The following is a 19,277-nucleotide window of genomic DNA, read 5'->3' as shown; positions in this document are numbered from 1 at the left end:
GTTCCGGCCGCACCCTACGGTCCAGGACGGGTGTTGCGACATCGTTGCGACGCCATTGCCGCGAGATCAGTCCGGGCGCGGAAGGTGCCTGCTCAACGGCCACGAAGTGATCTGTTTCGGCCGCGGCGGGGCGAAGCTGCGCACCTTGCTGGTGGACAGGCCGAGCCCCACGACCGCCTCGGCGAAGGCGACCGCGGCTGCCACTCCGTCCACGACGGGCACTCCGAGCGCGCCCTCGATCCGCTCGCGCAGCCCTGCCATTCCGCCGCAGCCGAGACAGATCACCTCCGCGTGGTCCTCCTCCACCGCTGCTCGCGCCTGCGTGAGGATCGCTCGCACGGTCAGCTCCGTGTCCTCCTCCAGCTCGAGTACGCCCAGCCCCGTACCCCGTACGGACGCGCACCTCTGCAGCAGACCCGCCGTCAGAAGGCGGTCCCGGATCTGCGGCACGGCGCGGTCGAGAGTGGTGACGACGCCGTAGGAGTGCCCGAGCATCATCGCCATCTGCGCGGCGCACTCGGTGATGTCGAATACGGGGACCTCGAGGATCTCCTGGGCCGCCTCCCGTCCCGGTTCGCCGAAGCCCGCCATCACCAGTGCGTCGAACGGTTCGTCGATGGTGGCGAGGCGGTCGAGCACCGCCGCGGCGCTCAGGTGGCCCTCGAAGTGCCCCTCGATCGACTCCGGCCCCCAGAGCGGCTCGGTGGCGACGATCCCCGTGCCGGGGCGGGCGCTGGTCTCCGCGAGCGTCCGGATCGTGGCGGTCATCGAAGCGGTGGTGTTCGGATTGAGGACGAGGACGCGCACGGCCGCTCCAGACGTCGGGTGACCAGGGAAGTGACGGCAGAGACTACCTGCGGCCCGCGCGGTGTCCACGGCCTCGTCCCGACTGGCCCCCACGGGCCCGCCCGCGGGAGGCGCCCGGCCGCACACGCACTTATCGTCGAAGACATGCGCCCTGGTGAAGTCAGCTACGACATCCTCCTCCAGCCGCAGACGGCCGACCTCGAAGGCCACCCGGACCACGGGCCCGTGCTGCGGGTGATCACGGTGCAGGCGACGGGGGCCATCGGCGAGAGCGGCTATCCGCGCTACGCGGGCGAAGGCGTGGAGGCCGACGTCGACCCCCGGACCCGTACCGTCGAGGCGATCACCGTCGACGGTGAGGAACTTCCGTACGGATGGGTCGCGTTGATCGCCGACGAGAGCGGCGCCGCGGCGAGCTGACGCCCGGTCGGGGTTCCCTGCCCCACCGTCCCGGCGGCGAGCTGCTTCCCGGTCGGGACCGCCCTACCGTCCCGATCTGTCGGCCCGCACCCGCACCTGCTCGGCGAGCCGGTCCAGGCTCTCGTCGAGCGCGACGGTCACCTCGTTGTCCGGGGGTGCGTGCCCCTCGTCCAGGAAGGACAGATGGACGGTGACCGAGCTGGCGCCGCCGTCGATGCCCTCCACCTGGAGCCAGCCCGCGTAGCTTCCGCCGTCGCGTGTGCTCCACTCCAGGCGGAGCTGGTCCGGCCGGGCCTTCAGCAGCGCGGGGGCGTCCCTGCCGGTGCTGTCGTCGTGCACGGTGACGGCGGGCGGGTCCTCGCGGCGCACGTGCAGGTCCCGGGGAAGCCACGTGTCGATCTGGCCGAGGTCTCTGGCCTGCGCGAATACGTCCTCCGGAAGGGCCGCCACGGTACGGGATCGCTCGTGTTCGCTCATCGGATCCAGGTTCCCGTCCACGAGGCGACAAAACGGGCACGACGGGGCCACGGTGTGCGTCGGGCCGGAGCCGGAACCGGTGGCGGTCCGCCCGGAGCCCCGGCGGGCAGCAAGCCGGAGTTCCGGGCGTCAGGCCGCCCGCACCCCTGCCAGGGTGAGGTCCGTGATCCGCTGCGCGACGTCCGCACGGAAGAGATCACGGCCACGGCGTACGCACCTCTCACGCGCGGTGCCCGGACGGACGACGCTCTCCAGCGCGGCCGCCAACTCCTCATGGCTGGTGGCCAGTTCGGTCAGTCCGGCCTCGGCCATCTCCCGTATGCCGTCCGCGCCGTGTCCGGGGAGGGGCCGGTATCCGATCAACGGAACCCCGGCGGCGAGCGCCTGCGCGGCGGTCTGCCCCGCCGCGTTGTCGACGAGCGCGTCCGCGGAGGCCATCAGCCCGGCCATGTCCTCGACCCAGCCCATCGCGAGGGCCCCGGGCAGTGACGCAGCATGTCGGCGCAGCTTCTCGTCCCGGCCGCACAGCAGCACGGGCAAGAATCCGCCGGCCGCCAACTCCCTTGCCGTGTCCGTCAGTCCGGACCCGACACCCCACGCTCCCGCGGAGAGCAGGACGACCGGCGTGCCTTCAGCGAACCGTTCGAACTCGTCCCGCCAGTGCGCGGAGTCCACCCCTCTCCCCCGGACGCCGCTCCTCCCGCCGAACCGTTCGGGTACGACCGGTCCCGTCGCCTCCGCCCGGCTGCCCGTGACGGCAGCCGCGGTGCGCGCCGCGGACTCGGTGACGCACAGGTAGACGTCGTTGCCCGGATGGAGCCATCCGCGGTGCACTGCGAAGTCGACGACCGTCACCACGCTGGGTATGCGCAGCGCGCCGCGTCGGCGCAGCCGCCCCGTCACCTGTGCCGACAGATGGAAGGTGGAAATCACCGCATCGGGCTGCCAGCCCTCGACGACGTTCATCAGCGGCCGCTCCGCGAGCGCGGCCAGCGGCGCGCTGCCCGGCCTCGGCACCGACGCGCCGCCCCGTCCGACCGGCGCCAGGAACGCGGCATAGATCCACGCGTAGAGCCGCGGGACGTGACGGACCGACCCCCGGTAGCCCGAGCGGAGCGCGGGCCCTACCCCCGAGGGGAGCAGTGTCAGCACATCCTGGATGCGGGCCGAGTGGCCACGTGCCCGCAGACGCTCGGCGATCTCGCCGGCGACCGCGTCGTGGCCCGCGCCCATGCTGGCGCTCAGGAGCAGAAACCGTTGCCGCACAGCGCCTCCCCCAAGTCCGTTGATCGGCTCCGGACGCGCGGTCCGTCGCCCGTACGGACCTCTTGGGTGCCGCGTTACGGCTGCGGCGAACCGGGCCCGATCGGGTGATTCGGGCTGCCGTGCGGTCAAAGCCCCACAGGCGGCTGCGGCAGATAGCCAGCATTCTGGGAGTCCTGCTCCTGATCACCCGGAGGGTGTCATGTTCGAGGGTTCTGGCCGGCTCGTGACGCACGGCACGCAGCGGCCGGTGGCGCTCATCACCGGTGCCTCGTCGGGGATCGGCACGGCGGTCGCCGAGAAGCTCGCGGCGGAAGGCAACTGGCGCCTGCTGCTGAACGGGCGTGACGAGGAGCGGCTGGGCGACGTAGCCGTACGCACCCGGGGCACGGCTCTGGCCGCCGACGTCACCGATCCGCAGTCGCGCGCCCGCCTGGCCCGCGAGGCGCTGGCGCACGGCGGGCGGGTCGACGCGCTGGTCGCCGCGGCGGGAATCGGCTGGGCAGGGCCGTTCACCGCGCAGCCCGTGGAATCCATCGACCGCCTGCTGTCGGTCAATCTCTCCGCCGTCTTGCACCTGGTACGGCTGCTGCTGCCCGGCATGGTCGCCCGCCGCAGGGGCCGCATCGTCCTCATCGGCTCCATGGCCGGCACGGTCGGCGTGCGGGACGAAGCGGTGTACGCGGCGACGAAGGGCGGCCTGATCGCATTCGCCGACAGCCTGCGCTACGAGCTCTCCTCGACCGGTGTACGCGTCTCCATCGTGCTGCCGGGAGCAGTGGACACCCCCTTCTTCGGGCGCCGCGGTGCCCCGTACCACCGGACGAGGCCCCGGCCGGTGCCGCCCGCACAGGTGGCGGACGCCGTGCGCAGAGCGCTCGTGCACGGAAGGCCCGACGCGTACGTGCCCAGCTGGCTCGGCATGCCGGCCCGGCTGCACGGCGCCGCACCCGGTGTCTTCCGATCCCTCGCCCAGCGCTTCGGCTAGGAGTCAATGCACGTGTTGCTGACGGTGGTAAGTGTCGTCCTCGCGCTGCTGGCCGCCCTGGCCAACGCGGCGGCGTCCGTGCTGCAGCGGCGTGCCGCGGCGACGGAGCGGATCACCTCCAGCGGCAAGCGCTTCTCCTGGCTCACCCACCTCCTGCACCGGCCCGTGTGGATGTGGGGCACGGCGATGCTCGTCTTCTCCGGGATCTTCCAGGCGGGCGCCCTGGCCACCGGCCCGCTGGCGGTGGTGCAGCCGGTGATGGCGACGGAACTGCTCTTCACGCTGGTCGTGGGCAGCTTCTTCTTCCACCGCCGCCCGGACACCCGAGCCTGGTGGGCGTTCCTGTCCATGGTGTCCGGGTTGGGCATCTTCCTCGTCCTCATCGACCCCTCCGCGGGTACGACACGGGTGCCGGTGGGGCGGTGGGTGGCGACGGGAGCGGTGCTGCTGGCCCTGGTCCTGCTGCTGCTCCTGCTCGCCACGCGGCTGCCGTCCTCGCCGCGGGCGACGGTTCTCGGTGCGGCGACGGCCTTCGGTTTCTCCTCCACGGCGGCGCTGATGAAGGACGCTGTCGCCCGGCTGTCGGACGGACTGGTGGCGCTGCTGACGGCCTGGCAGACCTACGGCGTCGCCGTGATCGGGCTGGCGAGCTTCCTGCTTCTCCAGATGACGCTGCGCGCGGGAACGCTGGTGGCCTCGCAGCCCGCGCTGACCCTGGGCGACTCGCTGATGAGTCTCGTGCTCGGCGCGGTGCTCTTCGAGGAGCATCTGCGGCTCGGGGTGCTCGTCTTCCCGGAGCTGGGGGCGCTGGCGCTGGTGGGCTTCGGCAGCTTCCAGCTGGCGAGGACTCCGGAAGTCTCGGGCGACCAGCAGGGAGAAGTGTGGTGAGCGCAATCGCTTCGAGCCATGGCCATCGGAGCGCTCGGCCCGCGCGGACCGCCCGGGACACAGCCCTGTGGGCCGGCGCGACCGCGCTGACCGCCGCGGCCTGGCATCTGGGACCGGCGGCGAGCTGGCTGCCGGGCGTGCGCAGAGCGGTCAGTCCGGCTCTGGACGGCCGCGGCGAGCCGGGCCACGTGGCGCTCACCTTCGACGACGGCCCCGATCCGCTCAGCACCCCGTACTTCCTGGAGGAGCTGGCGCGGCTCTCGGCACGGGCCACCTTCTTCGTCCTCGGCAGCCGGCTGGAGCGGTATCCGCAGCTGGGGCGGCGCATCGTGGCGGAGGGCCACGAGCTGGCCGTGCACGGCTGGCAGCACGAGAGGTTCTGGCATCCGCGGCCACGCGGTGACGTACGTGACCTGGCGCGCGCCACGAATTCTGTGCACCGCGCGGCCGGTTCGCGGCCACGCTGGTACCGCCCGCCCTACGGCGTCCTCACCGCGAGCCGGCTGGCGGCGGCGCGGCGGGTCGGGCTGCGCCCGGTGCTGTGGACGGCCTGGGGCCGCGACTGGACGGCGAAGGCGGACGCGGAGAGCGTCCTCGCGGAGCTGGCGAAACGGATGTGCGGCGGGGCGACCGTACTGCTGCACGACTCCGACCACGCCTGCGCCCCGCACGCGTGGCACTCGGCACTCGATGCGCTGCCGCACCTGGTGATGCGGTGCAGGGCCGAGGGACTGACGGTGGGTCCGCTGGCCGACCACGGCCTGCGCTCCACGTGACGTCCTGCCCCCGGCCCTCCGCTCCGGTGCGCACTGCTCCGGTGCGCACTGCTCCGGTGCGCACCACCGGCCGGGGTGGTGTCAGCAGATGCGCGGCAGCTGCTCGCCCACGGGCAGGTCCACCACGCGGGTGCCGCCCAGCCCGGTACGGGCGACGACCATCCCGGGGTGCGTCTCCACGCACTCCCCGATGATCGCCGCTTCCGCACCCAGCGGGTGCTCCCGCATGGCCGCCAGCACCGCGTCCGCGTGCTCGCGGGGGACGAAGGCGACGAGCTTGCCCTCGTTCGCCACGTACATCGGGTCCAGTCCGAGCACGGCGCATGCGTTGGCCACCGGCGGTGGCACCGGCACCGCCTTCTCCCGCAGAACCACACCGACGGTCGCCGCGACGGCGATCTCGTTGAGCGCCGCCGCCAGGCCGCCGCGTGTGGGGTCGCGCAGCACGTGCAGATCGGGGGTGACGGCGAGCATCGCCTCGACGAGACCGCCGAGTGCGGCGCAGTCGCTCTCGACCTCGACACCGAACTCCAGGCCGTCGCGCACGCTCATCACGGCGACGCCGTGCACGCCGATCGCTCCGCTGACGATGACGACGTCACCCGGCACGGCACGCTGCGGGCGGATATCCACGCCGTCGGGGATGAGTCCGATGCCCGCGGTGTTGAGGTAGATGCCGTCGCCGCGTCCGGCCTCGACCACCTTGGTGTCGCCGGTCGCGACCTCGACGCCGGCGGCGCGGGCCGCGGCTCCCAGCGCCTCGGCCACCCGCGAGACGAGCGGCACCTCGACCCCTTCCTCCAGGATGAAGCCGCAGGAGAGGTACGCGGCCCGAGCGCCGCTCATCGCAAGGTCGTTGACGGTGCCGTTGACGGCGAGGTCGCCGATGCTGCCGCCGGGGAAGAACAGCGGCCGTACGACGAAGGAGTCGGTGGAGAAGGCCAGCCGCGTCCCTCCCAGGGTCAGGGCCGCCGAGTCGGCGAGCCCGGCGAGCAGGTCACCGCCGAAGGCCGGCGCGAAGATGTGCTGAACGAGTTCGGAGGAGAGAGCTCCGCCGCCGCCGTGGCCCATGACCACGCGCGGCTGGTCGCGCAGCGGCGCGGGGCACGTCCAGCCGGAGAAGTCCGGTGCGGCCCGGGTGTTCAGTTCGGCGAGGCCGGTGGTCTCAGACAACGGAACTTCCCTCCAGCGGTGCGGACGCGGATGCGGGTGCGGATGCGGTGCTCGTTCCGTCGGGGGTACGGGGGGCGTTGACGGCGGCCGGCGCGGTCGCCTGCGCGGACTGCTTCGCGCCCGTGTCCGAAGTCCCCAGCCGGCGGTAGAGGTAGTACGCGGCGCAGGCACCCTCGCTGGAGACCATCGTCGCGCCGAGCGGTGTGCGCGGGGTGCACGCGGTTCCGAACGCCTCGCACTCGTGCGGCTTGAGGAGGCCCTGCAGCACTTCGCCGGCGCGGCACTCGTCGGGTTCGCGGGTGTCGATGTCCGTCACCGAGAAGCGGTGTTCGGCGTCGAACTCCCGGTGGCGGGCGGCCAGTCGCCACCCGCTGTCAGGGATCACGCCGATGCCCCGCCAGGCGCGGTCGGTGACCTCGAAGATGTCGGCGAGCATCGCCTTCGCTGCCGGGTTGCCCTCCGGCGGCACGACGCGCGCGTACGCGTTCTCGACGGTGTGCTCACCGCGCTCCAGCTGCCCCACCGTGCGGCGCACGCCCTCGAGCACGTCGAGCGGCTCGAAGCCCGTGACGACGATCGGCACCCGGAACCGCTCGGCCAGAGCGGGATATTCACCGGTGCCCATGACGCTGCACACGTGGCCGGCGGCGAGGAAACCCTGCACCCGGCAGGCCTCCGACTGCATGATCGCCTCGATGGCCGGTGGCACGCGGACGTGCGAGACGAGCATGCTGAAGTTGCGGATGCCCAGCTTGCGTGCCTGATGGACCGTCATGGCGTTGGGAGGCGCGGTCGTCTCGAAGCCGATGCCGAAGAAGACGACCTCCCGCCCGGGGTTCTGCTGCGCGATGCGCAGCGCGTCGAGCGGCGAATAGACGACGCGGACGTCGCCGCCCTCGCTGCGGACCTGGAAGAGGTCACGTCCCGTGCCCGGCACGCGCAGCATGTCGCCGTAGCTGCAGAAGATCACCTCGGGCCTGGAGGCGATCTCCAGTGCCTTGTCGATGACCTCCAGCGGCGTGACACATACCGGGCAGCCCGGACCGTGGATCAACTCGACCTCGTCGGGCAGCAGTTGGTCGATCCCGTGCCGGATGATGGAGTGCGTCTGGCCGCCGCAGACCTCCATCAGCGCCCAGGGCCGGGTGACGGTGGCGTGGATGTCCTCCACCAACTTGCGTGCGAGCTCGGGGTCCTGGAACTCGTCGATGTACTTCATTTCGCCGCCTCCTGAGCTGCCAGCTCCCAGGGGTCGCCGAACTCCTCCTCCAGCAACCCGAGTTCCTCGAACAGCGCGAGCGTCTGCCGCGCCGACTCCTCGTCCAGACGCTGCAGCGCGAAGCCGACGTGGACGATGGTGTACTCACCGGGCTGCAGGTCCGGCAGGTATTCGCAGCACACTTCCTTCGCCATACCGCCGAAATCGACCGTGGCCATGCGGGTGCCGTCCCGCTCCTTGATCTCCAGCACCTTGCCGGGTACCGCCAGGCACATGGCTCTCTCCTTGCTCTGTGGGGCTTCGGGCTGTGGCTCTGCAGGGGATTCGGCTGTGCCCTCTAGCGGACGACCGCCGTGTGGCCGGGCGTCGTGCCGCGTGGGCGGTCAGCCGCCGGTGCCTCCTCCGTCTGCGATGCGTCCGGTGGCCCGGACGCGTCCGTGCGTGCCGCGATCATCAACTGGCCCAGGGCGAGGCCCCCGTCGTTGGGCGGCACGAGGCGGTGGCGCAGCACGGTGAATCCGTCCTCGCTCAGCAGCCGCGCGCAGGCCGCGGACAGCAGGGAGTTGGCGAAGACTCCGCCGCTGAGAGCGACCGTTGTGAGCCGGTGCCGGTCGCGGGCCGCACGGCAGACACGGAGGACGAGCGCCGCGACCGACCGGTGGAAGCGCGCGGCCGTCGCCGCCGAGGGCACACCTTCCCGCACGTCCGCGATGATCCCGGCCAGTACCGGTGACGGATCGCACGCGAGGGTCTCCCCTGCCGTCGTCCGGAGCGTGAACGCCCATTCGCGGCCGTCCTGTACGTCCTCGTGGCCGACGGCGGCCGCCTCGAGTTCCATGGCGGCCTGGGCCTCGTATCCGGCGTGGTGGCACACACCCGCGAGAGAGGCCGCGGCGTCGAAGAGCCGCCCCATGCTGGAGGTCGGCACACATCCCAGCCCGCGCCCCAACTGGACGGCGAGTGCCTTGAGTTCGTCTTCCGGGCAGGCTGCCGTGCACGGCAGGTCGGCGTCCCAGGGCAGGTCGGCCGCGTACAGATGGGCCAGCGCCATCCGGTAGGGGCGCCGCACGGCCGCGTCGCCGCCGGGCATGGGCACGGGACTCAGATGTGCCAGCCGCCTGTACCCGTCGTAGTCGGCGAGGAGGAACTCGCCGCCCCACACGGTCGCGTCGTCACCGTATCCGGTGCCGTCGAAGGCGACACCGATGACGGGGGACGTGCCGTCCAGCCCGTGTTCGGCCATGACGGAGGCGATGTGGGCGTGGTGATGCTGGACGCGGTGCACCGGTCGTTCCCCGGCATTGCGCTCGGCCCATCCAGTAGAGCGGTAGCCGGGGTGCCGGTCCGCCGCCAGCACTTCCGGGCGCACCCCGGTGATCTTCTCCAACTGCCGCTCCGCGCCGTCGAAAGCGGTGAGTGTGGCGAGGTCGTCCATGTCGCCGATGTGCGCGGAGAGCCAGGCGTGGTGGCCCTCGCCCACGCAGAAGGTGTTCTTCAGGTCGCCGCCCACAGCGAGCGCGGCCGCCACGGGCTTCGGCAGATTGACGGGGAACGGCGCATATCCGCGCGAGCGGCGCACGGGCAGCTGCTCCCCTGCCGCGACCCTCACGACCGAGTCGTCGCACGGCACATGGATCGGCCGATCGTGCATGAGCCAGGCGTCGGCGAGCGGGCCGAGCCGGTCGAGTGCCTCCTCGTCGGAGGTGACGATCGGTTCACCGCCGAGATTGCCGCTGGTCATCACCAACAACCGTGGTCCGGGAGGGTCACCGGGGAGTCCGAGGAGCAGGTGGTGCAGCGGCGTGTAGGGCAGCATGATCCCCAAGTCGGCGCTGCGCGGCGCCACTTCGCCCGCCACCGGTGGAGCGTCCGGGCGTCCCGGCACGTCCGTACGCCTGCGCAGCAGCACGATGGGCCGGCGGCCTCCGCTGAGGAGACCGCGCGCCACGGCGTCGAGATGCACGAGCCGCTCGGCATCCTCGAGGTCACTGACCATGACGGCGAACGGCTTGTCACCGCGCGCCTTGCGGCGGCGCAGCAGGCTCACGGCTTCCGGGTCGGACGCGTCGCACGCGAGGTGGTAGCCCCCGAGGCCCTTGACCGCCACGACAGCCCCCTCGGCGAGCAACTTCCGTGCGGCAGCGACCGGTTCACCGCTCTCCGCTCTCGCTTTACCGTCCGCCCCCGGCACGCGCAGCCTCAGCCGTGGACCGCAGTCGTGGCACGAGACGGGCTGCGCGTGGAAGCGGCGGTCGCGGGGGTCCCCGTACTCGTGGGCGCACCGCTCGCACATCGGGAAGCGTTCCATCGTGGTGTGGGCACGGTCGTAGGGAAGGCCGGTGACGATCGTGAAGCGCGGCCCGCAGTGCGTGCACGTGATGAAGGGGTGCCGGTAGCGCCGGTCGCCCGGATCGCTCATCTCGGCGAGACAGTCGGCGCAGGTCGCGGTGTCCGGCGCTACGAGAGTGCGTACGGTGCCGCCGCTGCCGCGCGATTTCCCGATGCTGAATCCCTGACCGCCGGCCGGGTCCATCGGTTCGTGCGTCACCGACTGGACGACGGCGAGCGGCGGTGCGTCCGAACTGATGCGGCCGCAGAAGGCGGAGAGCGCGTCGGGTCCGCCCTCGACCTCGGCGACGACGCCGTCCCCGGTGTTGGCGACGTGCCCGGACAATCCGAGTTCACCGGCGAGCGCGTAGACGAAGGGCCGGAAGCCGACGCCCTGGACCACACCCCGCACGGTGACCTTGCGGCGCTGCGTCTCTTCGGTGTGCTCCGCCCCGAGGCCGCCGCCGGATTCCTGCGTACCGGTGCGTGCCGCGGTGGCGGTGCCGTGCTGCGGGTTCACGAGTGGCTTCTGGCCGGCACGCCGGCGGCAGGTGTGTGCAGGTGGATGTCTTCGTGCCCATGACCGTGCAGGGGCTCGTGGTCGTGGTCGTGCGCATGCGGGTGTGCGTGCGTGTGCCCGAACGCGGTGACGTCACCTGAAGCAGAGACGGTGCGCGCCATCACCGGCCGGTGCGCCCGCTCGCCTCTGGCGACGGCCAGCGCCCGTTCCAGCACCAGGCCGACGCCCGTCCCCCGCCGCGCCGAGGTCAGCGCCACCTCGACGCCCGGGTTGACCTGGCGGACGTTGGCCCGGAAGGCCTCCTCGTCGAAGCCCACCGCCTCGGCGATGTCGTCCTTGGTGACGACCACGAGCTGCGCCAGGCCGAACGCCGTGGGGTACTTCAGCGGCTTGTCCTCGCCCTCCGTCACGGACGCGAGGACGACGCGCAGCGACTCCCCGAGGTCGTAGGAGGCCGGGCAGACGAGGTTCCCCACGTTCTCGACGAACAGCAGCCGGGTGTCGTCGGGCAGCCAGCCCTCCAGCTGCGCCCGGAGCATGTCGGCCTCCAGGTGGCACAGGCCGTCGGTGAGCACCTGCTTGACGGGAACCCCCGCCCGGGAGAGGCGCTCCGCGTCGTGCTCGGTCGCCAGGTCCGCCGTCAGTGCCGCGACGGGCACACCGCGCGAGGCGGCGAGCGCGAGTTCCGCTTCGAGCAGCTCCGTCTTGCCGCTGCCGGGGCTGGAGAGGAGATTGACGACCGTCGTTCCGCGGGCGGCCAGTTCCGTGCGCAGCGTCCCGGCGCGCTCGTCGTTCTTCACGAGCACCGCCTGCTGCAGATCGACGACTCGGCACATGCGTCTCAGCTCTCCTTGACCTGTACGGATGCGGGGTGGGCGGCGCCGTCAGCGGTGTCGCTGCCGGTGTGGCGGAGGCCGACGATCTGCAGTTCACGCCCCTGCACCAGCTTGGCCCTGCCGCCGTCGCACTGCGGGCAGCACAGCTGGGGCGGCATTCCGGTGGCCCACTCCGCCCCGCAGGGGCCGCACCGCGCTCTGCCCGGTACGTGATCGATGAGGAGTTCGGCGCCGTCGAGCACGGTCCCGGCGCACGCGAGCGAGAAGCAGAAGCTCAGGGAGTCGGCCACCACACCTGCCAGTTCGCCGAGCCGCAGCCGTACGGCGGACACCGTCCCGTGCCCGTCAGCGGCGGGGCTCTCGGTCACCTGCTCCACCATCGCCACAGCGATGGACATCTCGTGCATCTCATCCCTCCGCTTCGCGGTTCATTACAGGCCGGGCTCAGCAGGGCTCTCCCCTGACACGCCGCCCCCGGGCGGCAAGGTGATCCGTTCGGCTCACCTGCCCCGGCGCGCTTACGTTGTGACATATCTACCGATATGTCAGATTTTTGAATTGGCATTGCTCTGAGAGCTGTACGAGCGGTCGGCGACGGTGCGAAGGGATCGGTCCCATGGGCGACGAGGCGGCAGCGACAGCGACGGCACCGGAGACGGCGCTCGACGAGATCCACATCCTCTGGACCTCGGAGGGCATGAGCTGCGACGGCGACACGGTCTCGGTGACCGCGGCGACGTTGCCCAGCCTGGAGGACGTGGTGCTCGGCGCCGTCCCCGGTCTCCCCAAGGTCCATCTGCACAACAAGGTCCTGGCGTACGAGACCGGCGAGGACTTCCTGACGGCGTTCCGCAAGGGGGCCAGCGGCGAGCTGGGTCCGTTCATCCTCGTCGTCGAAGGGTCGATCCCGAACGAGAACATCAACGGTGACGGCTACTGGACCTCGATGGGCAACGACCCGGACACCGGGGAGCCGGTCACTCTCAACACCTGGCTGGACCGTCTCGCCCCGCAGGCCTGGGCCGTCGTCGCGATCGGCACCTGCGCCACGTACGGCGGCATCCACGCGATGGCGGGCAATCCGACCGGCTGCATGGGGCTGGCCGACTATCTCGGCTGGGACTACCGCTCCAAGGCAGGTCTGCCGATCGTCAACGTCCCGGGCTGCCCCGTACAGCCGGACAACTTCATGGAGACGCTGCTGTGGGTGCTCCACATGGCCTCCGGACTCGCCCCCACCATCCCGCTGGATGAGAATCTGCGGCCGACCTGGCTGTTCGGCAAGACCGTCCACGAGGGGTGCGACCGCGGCTCCTACTACGAGCAGGGCGACTTCGCCAAGGACTACAACTCCCCCAAGTGCCAGGTGAAGCTCGGCTGCTGGGGACCGGTCGTCAACTGCAACGTCACCAAGCGCGGCTGGATGGACGGCGTCGGCGGCTGCCCCAACGTGGGCGGCATCTGCATCGGCTGCACCATGCCCGGGTTCCCCGACAAGTTCATGCCGTTCATGGACGAGCCGCCCGGCGGCTCGCTCTCCTCGTCGCTGATGGGCCTCTACGGGCCGTTCATCCGCAGCCTCCGGTCGATCACCAACCGGTCGGCGAACCGCGAACCCAAGTGGCGGCACGACGAGCCCGCGCTGACATCCGGCTACCAGCCCCGCTGGACCGGCCGCAACTAATCCGTGTAGCGACCTGCGAGAGGAACGAGAAGTGGCGACCGCCCAGCAGACCACCAAGGCCCCCGGCAAAGGTGAGCGCGAACTGACCGAGGTGGCCTTCGATCCCATCACCCGGATCGTCGGCAACCTCGGCATCTACACGAAGATCAACTTCCCGGGCCGTGAAGTGGTCGAGTGCCGCAGCACCTCATCCATCTTCCGCGGCTACAGCGTCTTCATGAAGGGCAAGGACCCGCGGGACTCGCACTTCATCACCAGCCGGATCTGCGGCATCTGCGGCGACAACCACGCCACGTGCTCCGTCTACGCCCAGAACATGGCGTACGGGGTGAAGCCGCCGCCGCTCGCCGACTGGATCATCAACCTCGGCGAGGCGGCCGAGTTCATGTTCGACCACACGATCTTTCAGGACAACATGGTCTTCGTCGACTACTGCGAACGCATGGTCAGGGAGACCAACCCCGCTGTGCTCGAGCGCGCCGAGAGGACCGCCTCCCCCCGTGCCGAGGCCCACGGCTACCGCACCATCGCCGACATCATGCGCTCCTTCAATCCGTTCGAGGGGGAGACGTACAAGCACGCGCTGGTCATGAGCCGGCTGACCCGCGAGATGTGCTGTCTGATGGAGGGCCGCCACGTCCACCCGTCGACGCTCTACCCGGGCGGCGTCGGAACCGTGGCGACGCCGCAGCTCTTCACCGACTACCTGGTGCGGCTCATGCGCTGCCTGGACTTCGTCAAGCGCGCGGTGGCGATGAACGACGACGTCTTCGACTTCTTCTACGAGGCGCTGCCGGGCTACGAGGAGGTCGGCCGCAGACGCACGATGCTCGGGTGCTGGGGCAGCTTCCAGGACCCCGAAGTGGTCGACTACGACTACCGGACGATGAACACCTGGGGCAATTCCATGTTCGTCACCCCCGGCATCGTTGTCGACAACAAGCTGGTCACCACCGACCTCGTCGACATCAACCTCGGCATGCGCATCCTGCTCGGCAGCAGCTACTACGAGGACTGGACGTCCGAGGAGACCTACGTCGACCGGGACCCGCTGGGCAACCCCGTCGACCGGCGCCACCCCTGGAACCAGACCACGCTGCCGCAGCCGCAGAAGCGCGACCTGGACGGCGGCAAGTACAGCTGGGTCATGAGCCCGCGCTGGTACGACAAGCGCACGGGCGACCATCTGGCGCTCGACACCGGCGGCGGCCCGATCGCGCGGCTGTGGGCGACCTCGCTCGCCGGCAAGGTCAACACCCCCTACGTGCGCTCCACCGGGCACAGCGTCCAGATCGACCTGCCGAAGACGCCGATGTCGCCGGAGACGCGGCTGGAGTGGAAGCCGCCGGCGTTCCCCAACACCCTGGAGCGCAACCGGGCCCGGATGTACTTCGTCGCGTACGCCGCGGGCATGGCGCTCCACTTCGTCGACCAGGCGCTCGCGGAGGTGCGCGCCGGGCGCACGAAGGTCTTCGAGGACTTCAAGGTTCCGGAGGAGGCCATCGGCGTCGGCTTCCACGAGGCGGTGCGCGGGGTGCTCTCGCACCACCTCGTCATCCGCGACCGCAAGATCGCCAACTATCACCCCTATCCCCCGACGCCGTGGAACGCGAGCCCGCGCGACCACTACGGCACGCCGGGCCCGTACGAGGACGCCGTGCAGGGCATGCCGATCTTCGAGGAGAACAGCAAGGAGAACTTCAAGGGCATCGACATCATGCGCACGGTCCGCAGCTTCGACCCCTGTCTGCCCTGCGGTGTGCACATGTACCTCGGCGGCGGGCAGACAGTGCGGGAAACCCACTCGCCCACGTTCGGCGCCCTCGCGTGAGGCCGCGGAAATGACGTGGAACGAGCGCGAGGCGCGTGAACACGTGGCCCGCACCGAGAAGTTGCTCTCCGGACTGGACAGCATCACCGACACCGCCGCCCGCGAGCAGGCCCTCGACGCGCTGCACGCCCTGGCGGAGATGTACGGCGAGTGCCTCGCCAGGGTGATGAGCGGAGCCGACGACGCGGCGAGATCGGCGATGGCTGACGACGAACTGGTGAGCCATCTGCTACTCGTGCACGGGCTGCACCCGGAGGCCGCCGGGCAGCGGGTACGCCGGGCCCTGGAGGAACTGCGAGGCGTCACCGTGGTGGCCGCCGACGAGGCGGAGGTCCGCGTGCGGATCGCCCCGCAGGGATGCGGCGCCCCGTCCCCGGAGCAGTTGGCGCAGACGGTGCGGGACACCGTCGCCTGGGCGGCGCCAGAGGTCGGCCGGGTGGAGACCGAGGACGCCGCGCCCGAGTCGGCGCTGATCCCGGTGGACTCCCTCTTCCGGGGCGCCGCCGCACAGCCCGCCGGGAACCGGTGAGCGGCGTGGGTCCTGCGACGCCGGTGCAACCGGTGAGCGATGCGGCACCGGGCGTGCCGGGCGGCCGGCTCCGGGCACTGCTGGAGCGGCCGCGGGCCACCGGCACCTCGGGGGCCCCCGCAGCCGCCGGATCCGCCGCGGGCGAGCGCTGCGACCTGTGTGCCGAGCCGGTACCGGAGGGTCACCGGCACATGCTGGACGTCCAGCAGAGTTCGGTGCTGTGCACCTGCGGGCCGTGCTCCCTGCTCTTCGGGCAGAGCACGGCGGGCGGCAGGCACTACAAGCTGCTGCCCGGACGCAGGACCTCGCTGGAGGGCTTCCGGATCGACGGGATGCTCTGGGCCCGGCTCCGTGTGCCCGTCGGCCTGGCCTTCTTCGTACGCGACGGCGCGTCCGGCGAGGTCGGGGTGGGGTATCCGAGTCCGCTGGGCGTGACCCGTTCGGCCGTCGGTCCGGAGGACTGGGAAGAGCTCGCGCGGGGGTACCCGGAGCTGGCAGACCTCGCGGACGACGTGGAGGCGCTGCTGGTGCACCGCTCGGACGGCGCGGACGAGCACTGGATCGTCCCGCTCGACGACTGCTACCGGCTCGCGGCTCTCGTCCGCACCCACTGGCGGGGGCTGTCCGGCGGCCCCGAGGTGCGCGAGCACATCGAGGCGTTCTTCGCGGGACTGGCCGGGCCGTCCCCGCGGTCCCGCACCAGCTGAGCCGCTGTGCTGCCGAGCACAGCAGACGAACCGAGGAGTCAGCATGGCTGAGATCAAGGTCGGCAAGCCGCACGTACGGCCCGACAAGGCGGCGCACGTCCCCGGCGTGCGTCAGGGCAACCACGAGGGCATTTACAAGCGCCAGCCGGGCCACCTGCCCGACGACACCTCCACGGCACGCAGGTCCACGGGCGTCAGCGCAAAGGCGAAGGACCCGATCCTGCCCGGCATGCCGAACCTGTCCCCCGCGTGAAGGCGAACACCGCCCCGAGCGCGACCGAAGCCCCGCCCGCTGGCGGCACCGGGCGGCGCACGGACCTGCCCGACCTGGACTTCGCCGTCACCGGCGCACGCGCCATGACCGATGCGGCCGTGCCGACGCTGCTCTTCCGGCTCGCGCTCAGCCGCACCGGTGGCGGCAGGGTCCGCTCCGTCTCCCTCAACGCGGACGTACGGATCGCGGTGGACCGACGCGGCTGCGACCGGGTCGACCGGCTGGTCATGGCCAGGATCTTCGGCCAGCCGGAGCAGTGGGCCACCAGCATGCGCCCGCTGACCTGGGCCAGGATCAGCACCGTCGTCCCGCCCTTCGACGAGCGCACCGAGACCGACCTTGCGGTGCCCTGCAGCCGGGACATGGACCTCGCCGTCACGTCGTACTTCCACGGGGTCCGCGACGGCGAGGTCCCGCTGGACTTCCTCTTCAGCGGGACCGTCTTCCACGACGGTCGCGACGGCCGGCTGCGCACCGCTCAGATCTCCTGGGCCAAGGACGCCACGTGCCGGGTGCCCGCCGCCCTCTGGCACGAGGTGACCGGCCGCTACGACGGCGGCACGAGCTGGATGCCGCTCTCCCCCGGCACCTACCGCGACATCACGGCCCACCGGGACCGCCACGCACTCACGGGATGGGACGAGACGATCTCCGACCTGCTCGCCCGCGCACGGAACACCGCAGGAGGCACGGCTTGGACGCCGTAGAGAAGATCGCCCGCGCCTGTCTCTACGAGGGGTACCTGCTGTGGCCGTACCGCAGGGGCACGCTGAAGAACGCCCAGCGCTGGACCTTCGGCGGCGTCTATCCGCGGCGCTGCGGCCAGTTGATCGGTGAACCGTCGCGCATGCGCACAGAGGTGCTGCTGCGCGCGAGCCCGGCGGCGAAGCTGACGGTGCATGTGCGGTTTCTGCAGGTCATCGACCGTCAGGTGTACCGCAACGGACCGACGGGGCCGGTCCCCGTCGACGAGCTGCGCGTGGAGGGCGACAGCCATCTGACGTGGCAGGAGGCGACCGAGCGGCGCTGGGTGTGCCCGCCGTGGTCACCGCGTCGCGGGCCGCGCACCAGCACGGTCGACATCGCGGCGGGTTCGGACCGCGAGGCGCTGCGCGCCGAGTCCGGCAGCGTCGCCGGCACGCTCGTACGGAACTGGCAGCGGCTGACGGGGAGCGTCCGGCTCTCTTCCGTGCCCGTCACGGACACGGTGATGCGCGTGACGGTGGACGTCGAGAACACCTCGCCGTGCCCGCCTCCCACCGCGGGTGCCCGCGGGGCGCGGGACACGATGGCGCCGTACGCCTTCGTCTCCACGCACACCGTGCTGAACACCGACTCCGGCGAGTTCGTCTCGCTGACCGACCCGCCGGCGGAACTGCTCGAGGCGGCGGCGGAATGCGAGAACGTCGGCGTGTGGCCCGTACTGGTGTCGGAGGACCCGCAGGCCGGACAGCACAGCCCGCACTACTCGTCGGAAGTGCTCTCCTCGCCCATCACCCTGTACGACTATCCGGCCGTCGCGCCGGAGAGTCCCGGTGACCTCTTCGACGGGGGCGAGATCGACCAGCTGCTCATCCTCAGCGTCCTCAGCCTCACACCGCGCGAGCAGGACGAGGCGCGGGCCACCGATCCGCGCGCCAGGGAGATCCTGGACCGCTGCGCGTCCCTGGAGCCCGAGGAGCTGGCAGCCCTGCACGGCACGATCCGCGCCTTCCGGCCGGTACTGGAGACGCGATGACAACAGCTTCGGGACGCACGGTCCAGGTCGGGGGCGTCCGGCTGGGGCGCGGAAGCCGCGTGCGGCTGCGGCCCCGCCAGGCCGCGGACGTCCTCGACCTGGCGCTCACGGGACGCACGGCGGAGGTCGATGCCGTCGAGGAGGACCTGGAGGGCCGCGTCCACGTGGTCGTGACGCTGGACGGCGACGACGGACGGGACTTCCGCACCGGCCTGGGCCATCGCTTCTTCTTCACGCCGGAAGAGGTGGAGCCCGTCGAGGACGCCCCGGCCGGCCCTCGGATCCTCATCGCGGGCATCGGCAACATGTTCATGGCCGACGACGCCTTCGGGCCGGAGGTCGTGAGCGCCATGCGCGGACGGACCCTCCAGGAGGGCGTGCACATCGCGGACTTCGGCATCCGCGGCATGGATCTGGCCTACCGGCTGCTGGACGGCTACGACGTCGCCGTACTCGTCGACGCGGCGCCCCGCGGCAAGGAACCGGGCACGGTCCACGTGATCGATCCCGGGCCGCTCGGCGCGCCGCCGGACGCCGCCGAGCGCGACCTGCCGCAGGCGCACGGCATGGACCCCGTGCAGGTGCTCGCCCTGGCGCGGCAGTTGGCGGACGGTACGCAGGAACTGCCCCGCGTGCTCGTCCTGGGTTGTGAACCGTCTGTGCGGATGCGCGGGGACGAGCCCGACGTGGTGGTGGGACTGAGCGAACCGGTGCGGGCAGCGGTGACCGTGGCCGCGGACATGCTGGAGTCCCTCACCGGCGAACTGCTGCGCGATCCGCACGTCGACCTGAGCAGACCGGCAGTGGGGAGGTGAGGAC

21 protein-coding genes are annotated in these 19,277 nt (G+C 71.4%); 12 read left to right on the top strand and 9 right to left on the bottom strand.

Annotated features, from left to right (window positions below; all coding sequences use genetic code 11):
* Nucleotides 1-66 precede the first annotated feature (66 nt).
* Nucleotides 67-807 carry an aspartate/glutamate racemase family protein gene (locus I004_RS0116865; RefSeq protein ID WP_028436461.1) on the bottom strand — a complete coding sequence of 247 codons (741 nt, stop codon included), beginning with the start codon at nucleotides 805-807 and terminating at the stop codon, nucleotides 67-69.
* 144 nt (nucleotides 808-951) lie between these two features.
* On the opposite strand from I004_RS0116865, the gene I004_RS34415 reads away from it, so the two are divergent.
* Nucleotides 952-1,227 (top strand): hypothetical protein, encoded by a 276-nt coding sequence (locus I004_RS34415; protein WP_037976546.1) that lies wholly within the window; start codon nucleotides 952-954, stop codon nucleotides 1,225-1,227.
* 63 nt (nucleotides 1,228-1,290) lie between these two features.
* Here the strand turns inward: I004_RS34415 and I004_RS0116855 are convergent, their stop codons facing one another.
* Together I004_RS0116855 and I004_RS0116850 are read right to left on the bottom strand one after the other, a co-directional pair.
* Complete coding sequence (locus tag I004_RS0116855) at nucleotides 1,291-1,704, bottom strand: SRPBCC family protein (RefSeq protein ID WP_028436460.1); 414 nt, start codon at nucleotides 1,702-1,704, stop codon at nucleotides 1,291-1,293.
* Nucleotides 1,705-1,833: 129 nt separating this feature from the next.
* Nucleotides 1,834-2,970: an MGDG synthase family glycosyltransferase gene (locus tag I004_RS0116850; protein ID WP_486580053.1), complete on the bottom strand. Its 1,137-nt coding sequence runs from the start codon at nucleotides 2,968-2,970 to the stop codon at nucleotides 1,834-1,836.
* Nucleotides 2,971-3,169: 199 nt separating this feature from the next.
* On the opposite strand from I004_RS0116850, the gene I004_RS0116845 reads away from it, so the two are divergent.
* From I004_RS0116845 to I004_RS0116835, 3 genes are all read left to right on the top strand, one after another.
* Nucleotides 3,170-3,955, top strand: coding sequence for an SDR family NAD(P)-dependent oxidoreductase (locus I004_RS0116845; RefSeq protein WP_051345105.1), 786 nt, complete (start codon nucleotides 3,170-3,172; stop codon nucleotides 3,953-3,955).
* 18 nt (nucleotides 3,956-3,973) lie between these two features.
* On the top strand, nucleotides 3,974-4,843 hold the full coding sequence (locus I004_RS0116840) for a DMT family transporter (protein WP_028436457.1): 870 nt from the start codon (nucleotides 3,974-3,976) through the stop codon (nucleotides 4,841-4,843).
* Nucleotides 4,844-4,908: 65 nt separating this feature from the next.
* Nucleotides 4,909-5,619: a polysaccharide deacetylase family protein gene (locus tag I004_RS0116835; RefSeq protein ID WP_028436456.1), complete on the top strand. Its 711-nt coding sequence runs from the start codon at nucleotides 4,909-4,911 to the stop codon at nucleotides 5,617-5,619.
* Nucleotides 5,620-5,700: 81 nt separating this feature from the next.
* Here I004_RS0116835 and hypE read toward each other — a convergent pair whose 3' ends face one another.
* The 6 genes from hypE to I004_RS0116805 form a co-directional block, all read right to left on the bottom strand.
* The gene (gene hypE, locus I004_RS0116830) at nucleotides 5,701-6,792 is read right to left on the bottom strand and encodes a hydrogenase expression/formation protein HypE (protein WP_028436455.1); all 1,092 of its coding nucleotides are present in this window, start codon (nucleotides 6,790-6,792) and stop codon (nucleotides 5,701-5,703) included.
* Nucleotides 6,785-8,011 carry a hydrogenase formation protein HypD gene (gene hypD, locus I004_RS0116825; protein ID WP_028436454.1) on the bottom strand — a complete coding sequence of 409 codons (1,227 nt, stop codon included), beginning with the start codon at nucleotides 8,009-8,011 and terminating at the stop codon, nucleotides 6,785-6,787. The genes hypE and hypD overlap by 8 nt, the downstream gene beginning before the upstream one ends.
* Nucleotides 8,008-8,286 (bottom strand): HypC/HybG/HupF family hydrogenase formation chaperone, encoded by a 279-nt coding sequence (locus I004_RS0116820; protein ID WP_028436453.1) that lies wholly within the window; start codon nucleotides 8,284-8,286, stop codon nucleotides 8,008-8,010. Before I004_RS0116820 ends, hypD begins: the two co-directional genes overlap by 4 nt.
* Nucleotides 8,287-8,348: 62 nt before the next feature.
* On the bottom strand, nucleotides 8,349-10,751 hold the full coding sequence (gene hypF / locus I004_RS34410; RefSeq protein WP_486580078.1) for a carbamoyltransferase HypF: 2,403 nt from the start codon (nucleotides 10,749-10,751) through the stop codon (nucleotides 8,349-8,351).
* 104 nt (nucleotides 10,752-10,855) lie between these two features.
* A complete protein-coding gene (gene hypB, locus I004_RS34405) occupies nucleotides 10,856-11,695 on the bottom strand; it encodes a hydrogenase nickel incorporation protein HypB (RefSeq protein WP_051345104.1) in 840 nt (279 codons plus the stop codon).
* 5 nt (nucleotides 11,696-11,700) lie between these two features.
* On the bottom strand, nucleotides 11,701-12,102 hold the full coding sequence (locus I004_RS0116805) for a hydrogenase maturation nickel metallochaperone HypA (protein WP_028436452.1): 402 nt from the start codon (nucleotides 12,100-12,102) through the stop codon (nucleotides 11,701-11,703).
* 209 nt (nucleotides 12,103-12,311) lie between these two features.
* Here I004_RS0116805 and I004_RS0116800 point away from each other — a divergent pair, with 209 nt between their 5' ends.
* The 8 genes from I004_RS0116800 to I004_RS38220 all read left to right on the top strand — a co-directional run bounded on the left by I004_RS0116800 (nucleotide 12,312) and on the right by I004_RS38220 (nucleotide 19,273).
* Entirely contained in the window at nucleotides 12,312-13,379 is a 1,068-nt protein-coding gene (locus I004_RS0116800; protein WP_028436451.1) for an NADH-quinone oxidoreductase subunit B family protein, read from the top strand.
* Between the two features lie 91 nt (nucleotides 13,380-13,470).
* Nucleotides 13,471-15,210, top strand: a complete 1,740-nt coding sequence (locus tag I004_RS0116795; RefSeq protein ID WP_486580077.1) for a nickel-dependent hydrogenase large subunit — start codon at nucleotides 13,471-13,473, stop codon at nucleotides 15,208-15,210.
* A gap of 10 nt (nucleotides 15,211-15,220) precedes the next feature.
* Complete coding sequence (locus tag I004_RS0116790) at nucleotides 15,221-15,739, top strand: hypothetical protein (RefSeq protein WP_028436449.1); 519 nt, start codon at nucleotides 15,221-15,223, stop codon at nucleotides 15,737-15,739.
* A 32-nt stretch (nucleotides 15,740-15,771) separates the two neighbouring features.
* The gene (locus I004_RS34400) at nucleotides 15,772-16,446 is read left to right on the top strand and encodes a DUF5947 family protein (RefSeq protein WP_037976645.1); all 675 of its coding nucleotides are present in this window, start codon (nucleotides 15,772-15,774) and stop codon (nucleotides 16,444-16,446) included.
* 43 nt (nucleotides 16,447-16,489) lie between these two features.
* On the top strand, nucleotides 16,490-16,699 hold the full coding sequence (locus tag I004_RS0116780; protein ID WP_028436448.1) for a hypothetical protein: 210 nt from the start codon (nucleotides 16,490-16,492) through the stop codon (nucleotides 16,697-16,699).
* A complete protein-coding gene (locus I004_RS34395; protein WP_199779407.1) occupies nucleotides 16,696-17,427 on the top strand; it encodes a DUF6084 family protein in 732 nt (243 codons plus the stop codon). The genes I004_RS0116780 and I004_RS34395 overlap by 4 nt, the downstream gene beginning before the upstream one ends.
* Nucleotides 17,415-18,458 (top strand): hypothetical protein, encoded by a 1,044-nt coding sequence (locus I004_RS34390; protein WP_051345103.1) that lies wholly within the window; start codon nucleotides 17,415-17,417, stop codon nucleotides 18,456-18,458. The genes I004_RS34395 and I004_RS34390 overlap by 13 nt, the downstream gene beginning before the upstream one ends.
* Complete coding sequence (locus I004_RS38220; RefSeq protein ID WP_078511319.1) at nucleotides 18,455-19,273, top strand: hydrogenase maturation protease; 819 nt, start codon at nucleotides 18,455-18,457, stop codon at nucleotides 19,271-19,273. The genes I004_RS34390 and I004_RS38220 overlap by 4 nt, the downstream gene beginning before the upstream one ends.
* Nucleotides 19,274-19,277 lie beyond the last annotated feature (4 nt).

The organism is Streptomyces sp. TAA486 (assembly GCF_000426165.1).
This window is presented reverse-complemented; position numbering and strand designations above follow the sequence as displayed.

What these genes read in the sequence shown, in the direction of transcription:
- hypB (WP_051345104.1), bottom strand. Translation starts at nt 11,695, where the DNA reads ATGTGCCGAGTCGTCGATCTGCAGCAGGCGGTGCTCGTGAAGAACGAC.
- I004_RS0116780 (WP_028436448.1), top strand. Translation starts at nt 16,490, where the DNA reads ATGGCTGAGATCAAGGTCGGCAAGCCGCACGTACGGCCCGACAAGGCG.
- hypD (WP_028436454.1), bottom strand. Translation starts at nt 8,011, where the DNA reads ATGAAGTACATCGACGAGTTCCAGGACCCCGAGCTCGCACGCAAGTTG.
- I004_RS0116800 (WP_028436451.1), top strand. Translation starts at nt 12,312, where the DNA reads ATGGGCGACGAGGCGGCAGCGACAGCGACGGCACCGGAGACGGCGCTC.
- I004_RS38220 (WP_078511319.1), top strand. Translation starts at nt 18,455, where the DNA reads ATGACAACAGCTTCGGGACGCACGGTCCAGGTCGGGGGCGTCCGGCTG.
- I004_RS0116820 (WP_028436453.1), bottom strand. Translation starts at nt 8,286, where the DNA reads ATGTGCCTGGCGGTACCCGGCAAGGTGCTGGAGATCAAGGAGCGGGAC.
- I004_RS0116790 (WP_028436449.1), top strand. Translation starts at nt 15,221, where the DNA reads ATGACGTGGAACGAGCGCGAGGCGCGTGAACACGTGGCCCGCACCGAG.
- I004_RS0116845 (WP_051345105.1), top strand. Translation starts at nt 3,170, where the DNA reads ATGTTCGAGGGTTCTGGCCGGCTCGTGACGCACGGCACGCAGCGGCCG.
- I004_RS0116805 (WP_028436452.1), bottom strand. Translation starts at nt 12,102, where the DNA reads ATGCACGAGATGTCCATCGCTGTGGCGATGGTGGAGCAGGTGACCGAG.
- I004_RS0116855 (WP_028436460.1), bottom strand. Translation starts at nt 1,704, where the DNA reads ATGAGCGAACACGAGCGATCCCGTACCGTGGCGGCCCTTCCGGAGGAC.
- I004_RS34415 (WP_037976546.1), top strand. Translation starts at nt 952, where the DNA reads ATGCGCCCTGGTGAAGTCAGCTACGACATCCTCCTCCAGCCGCAGACG.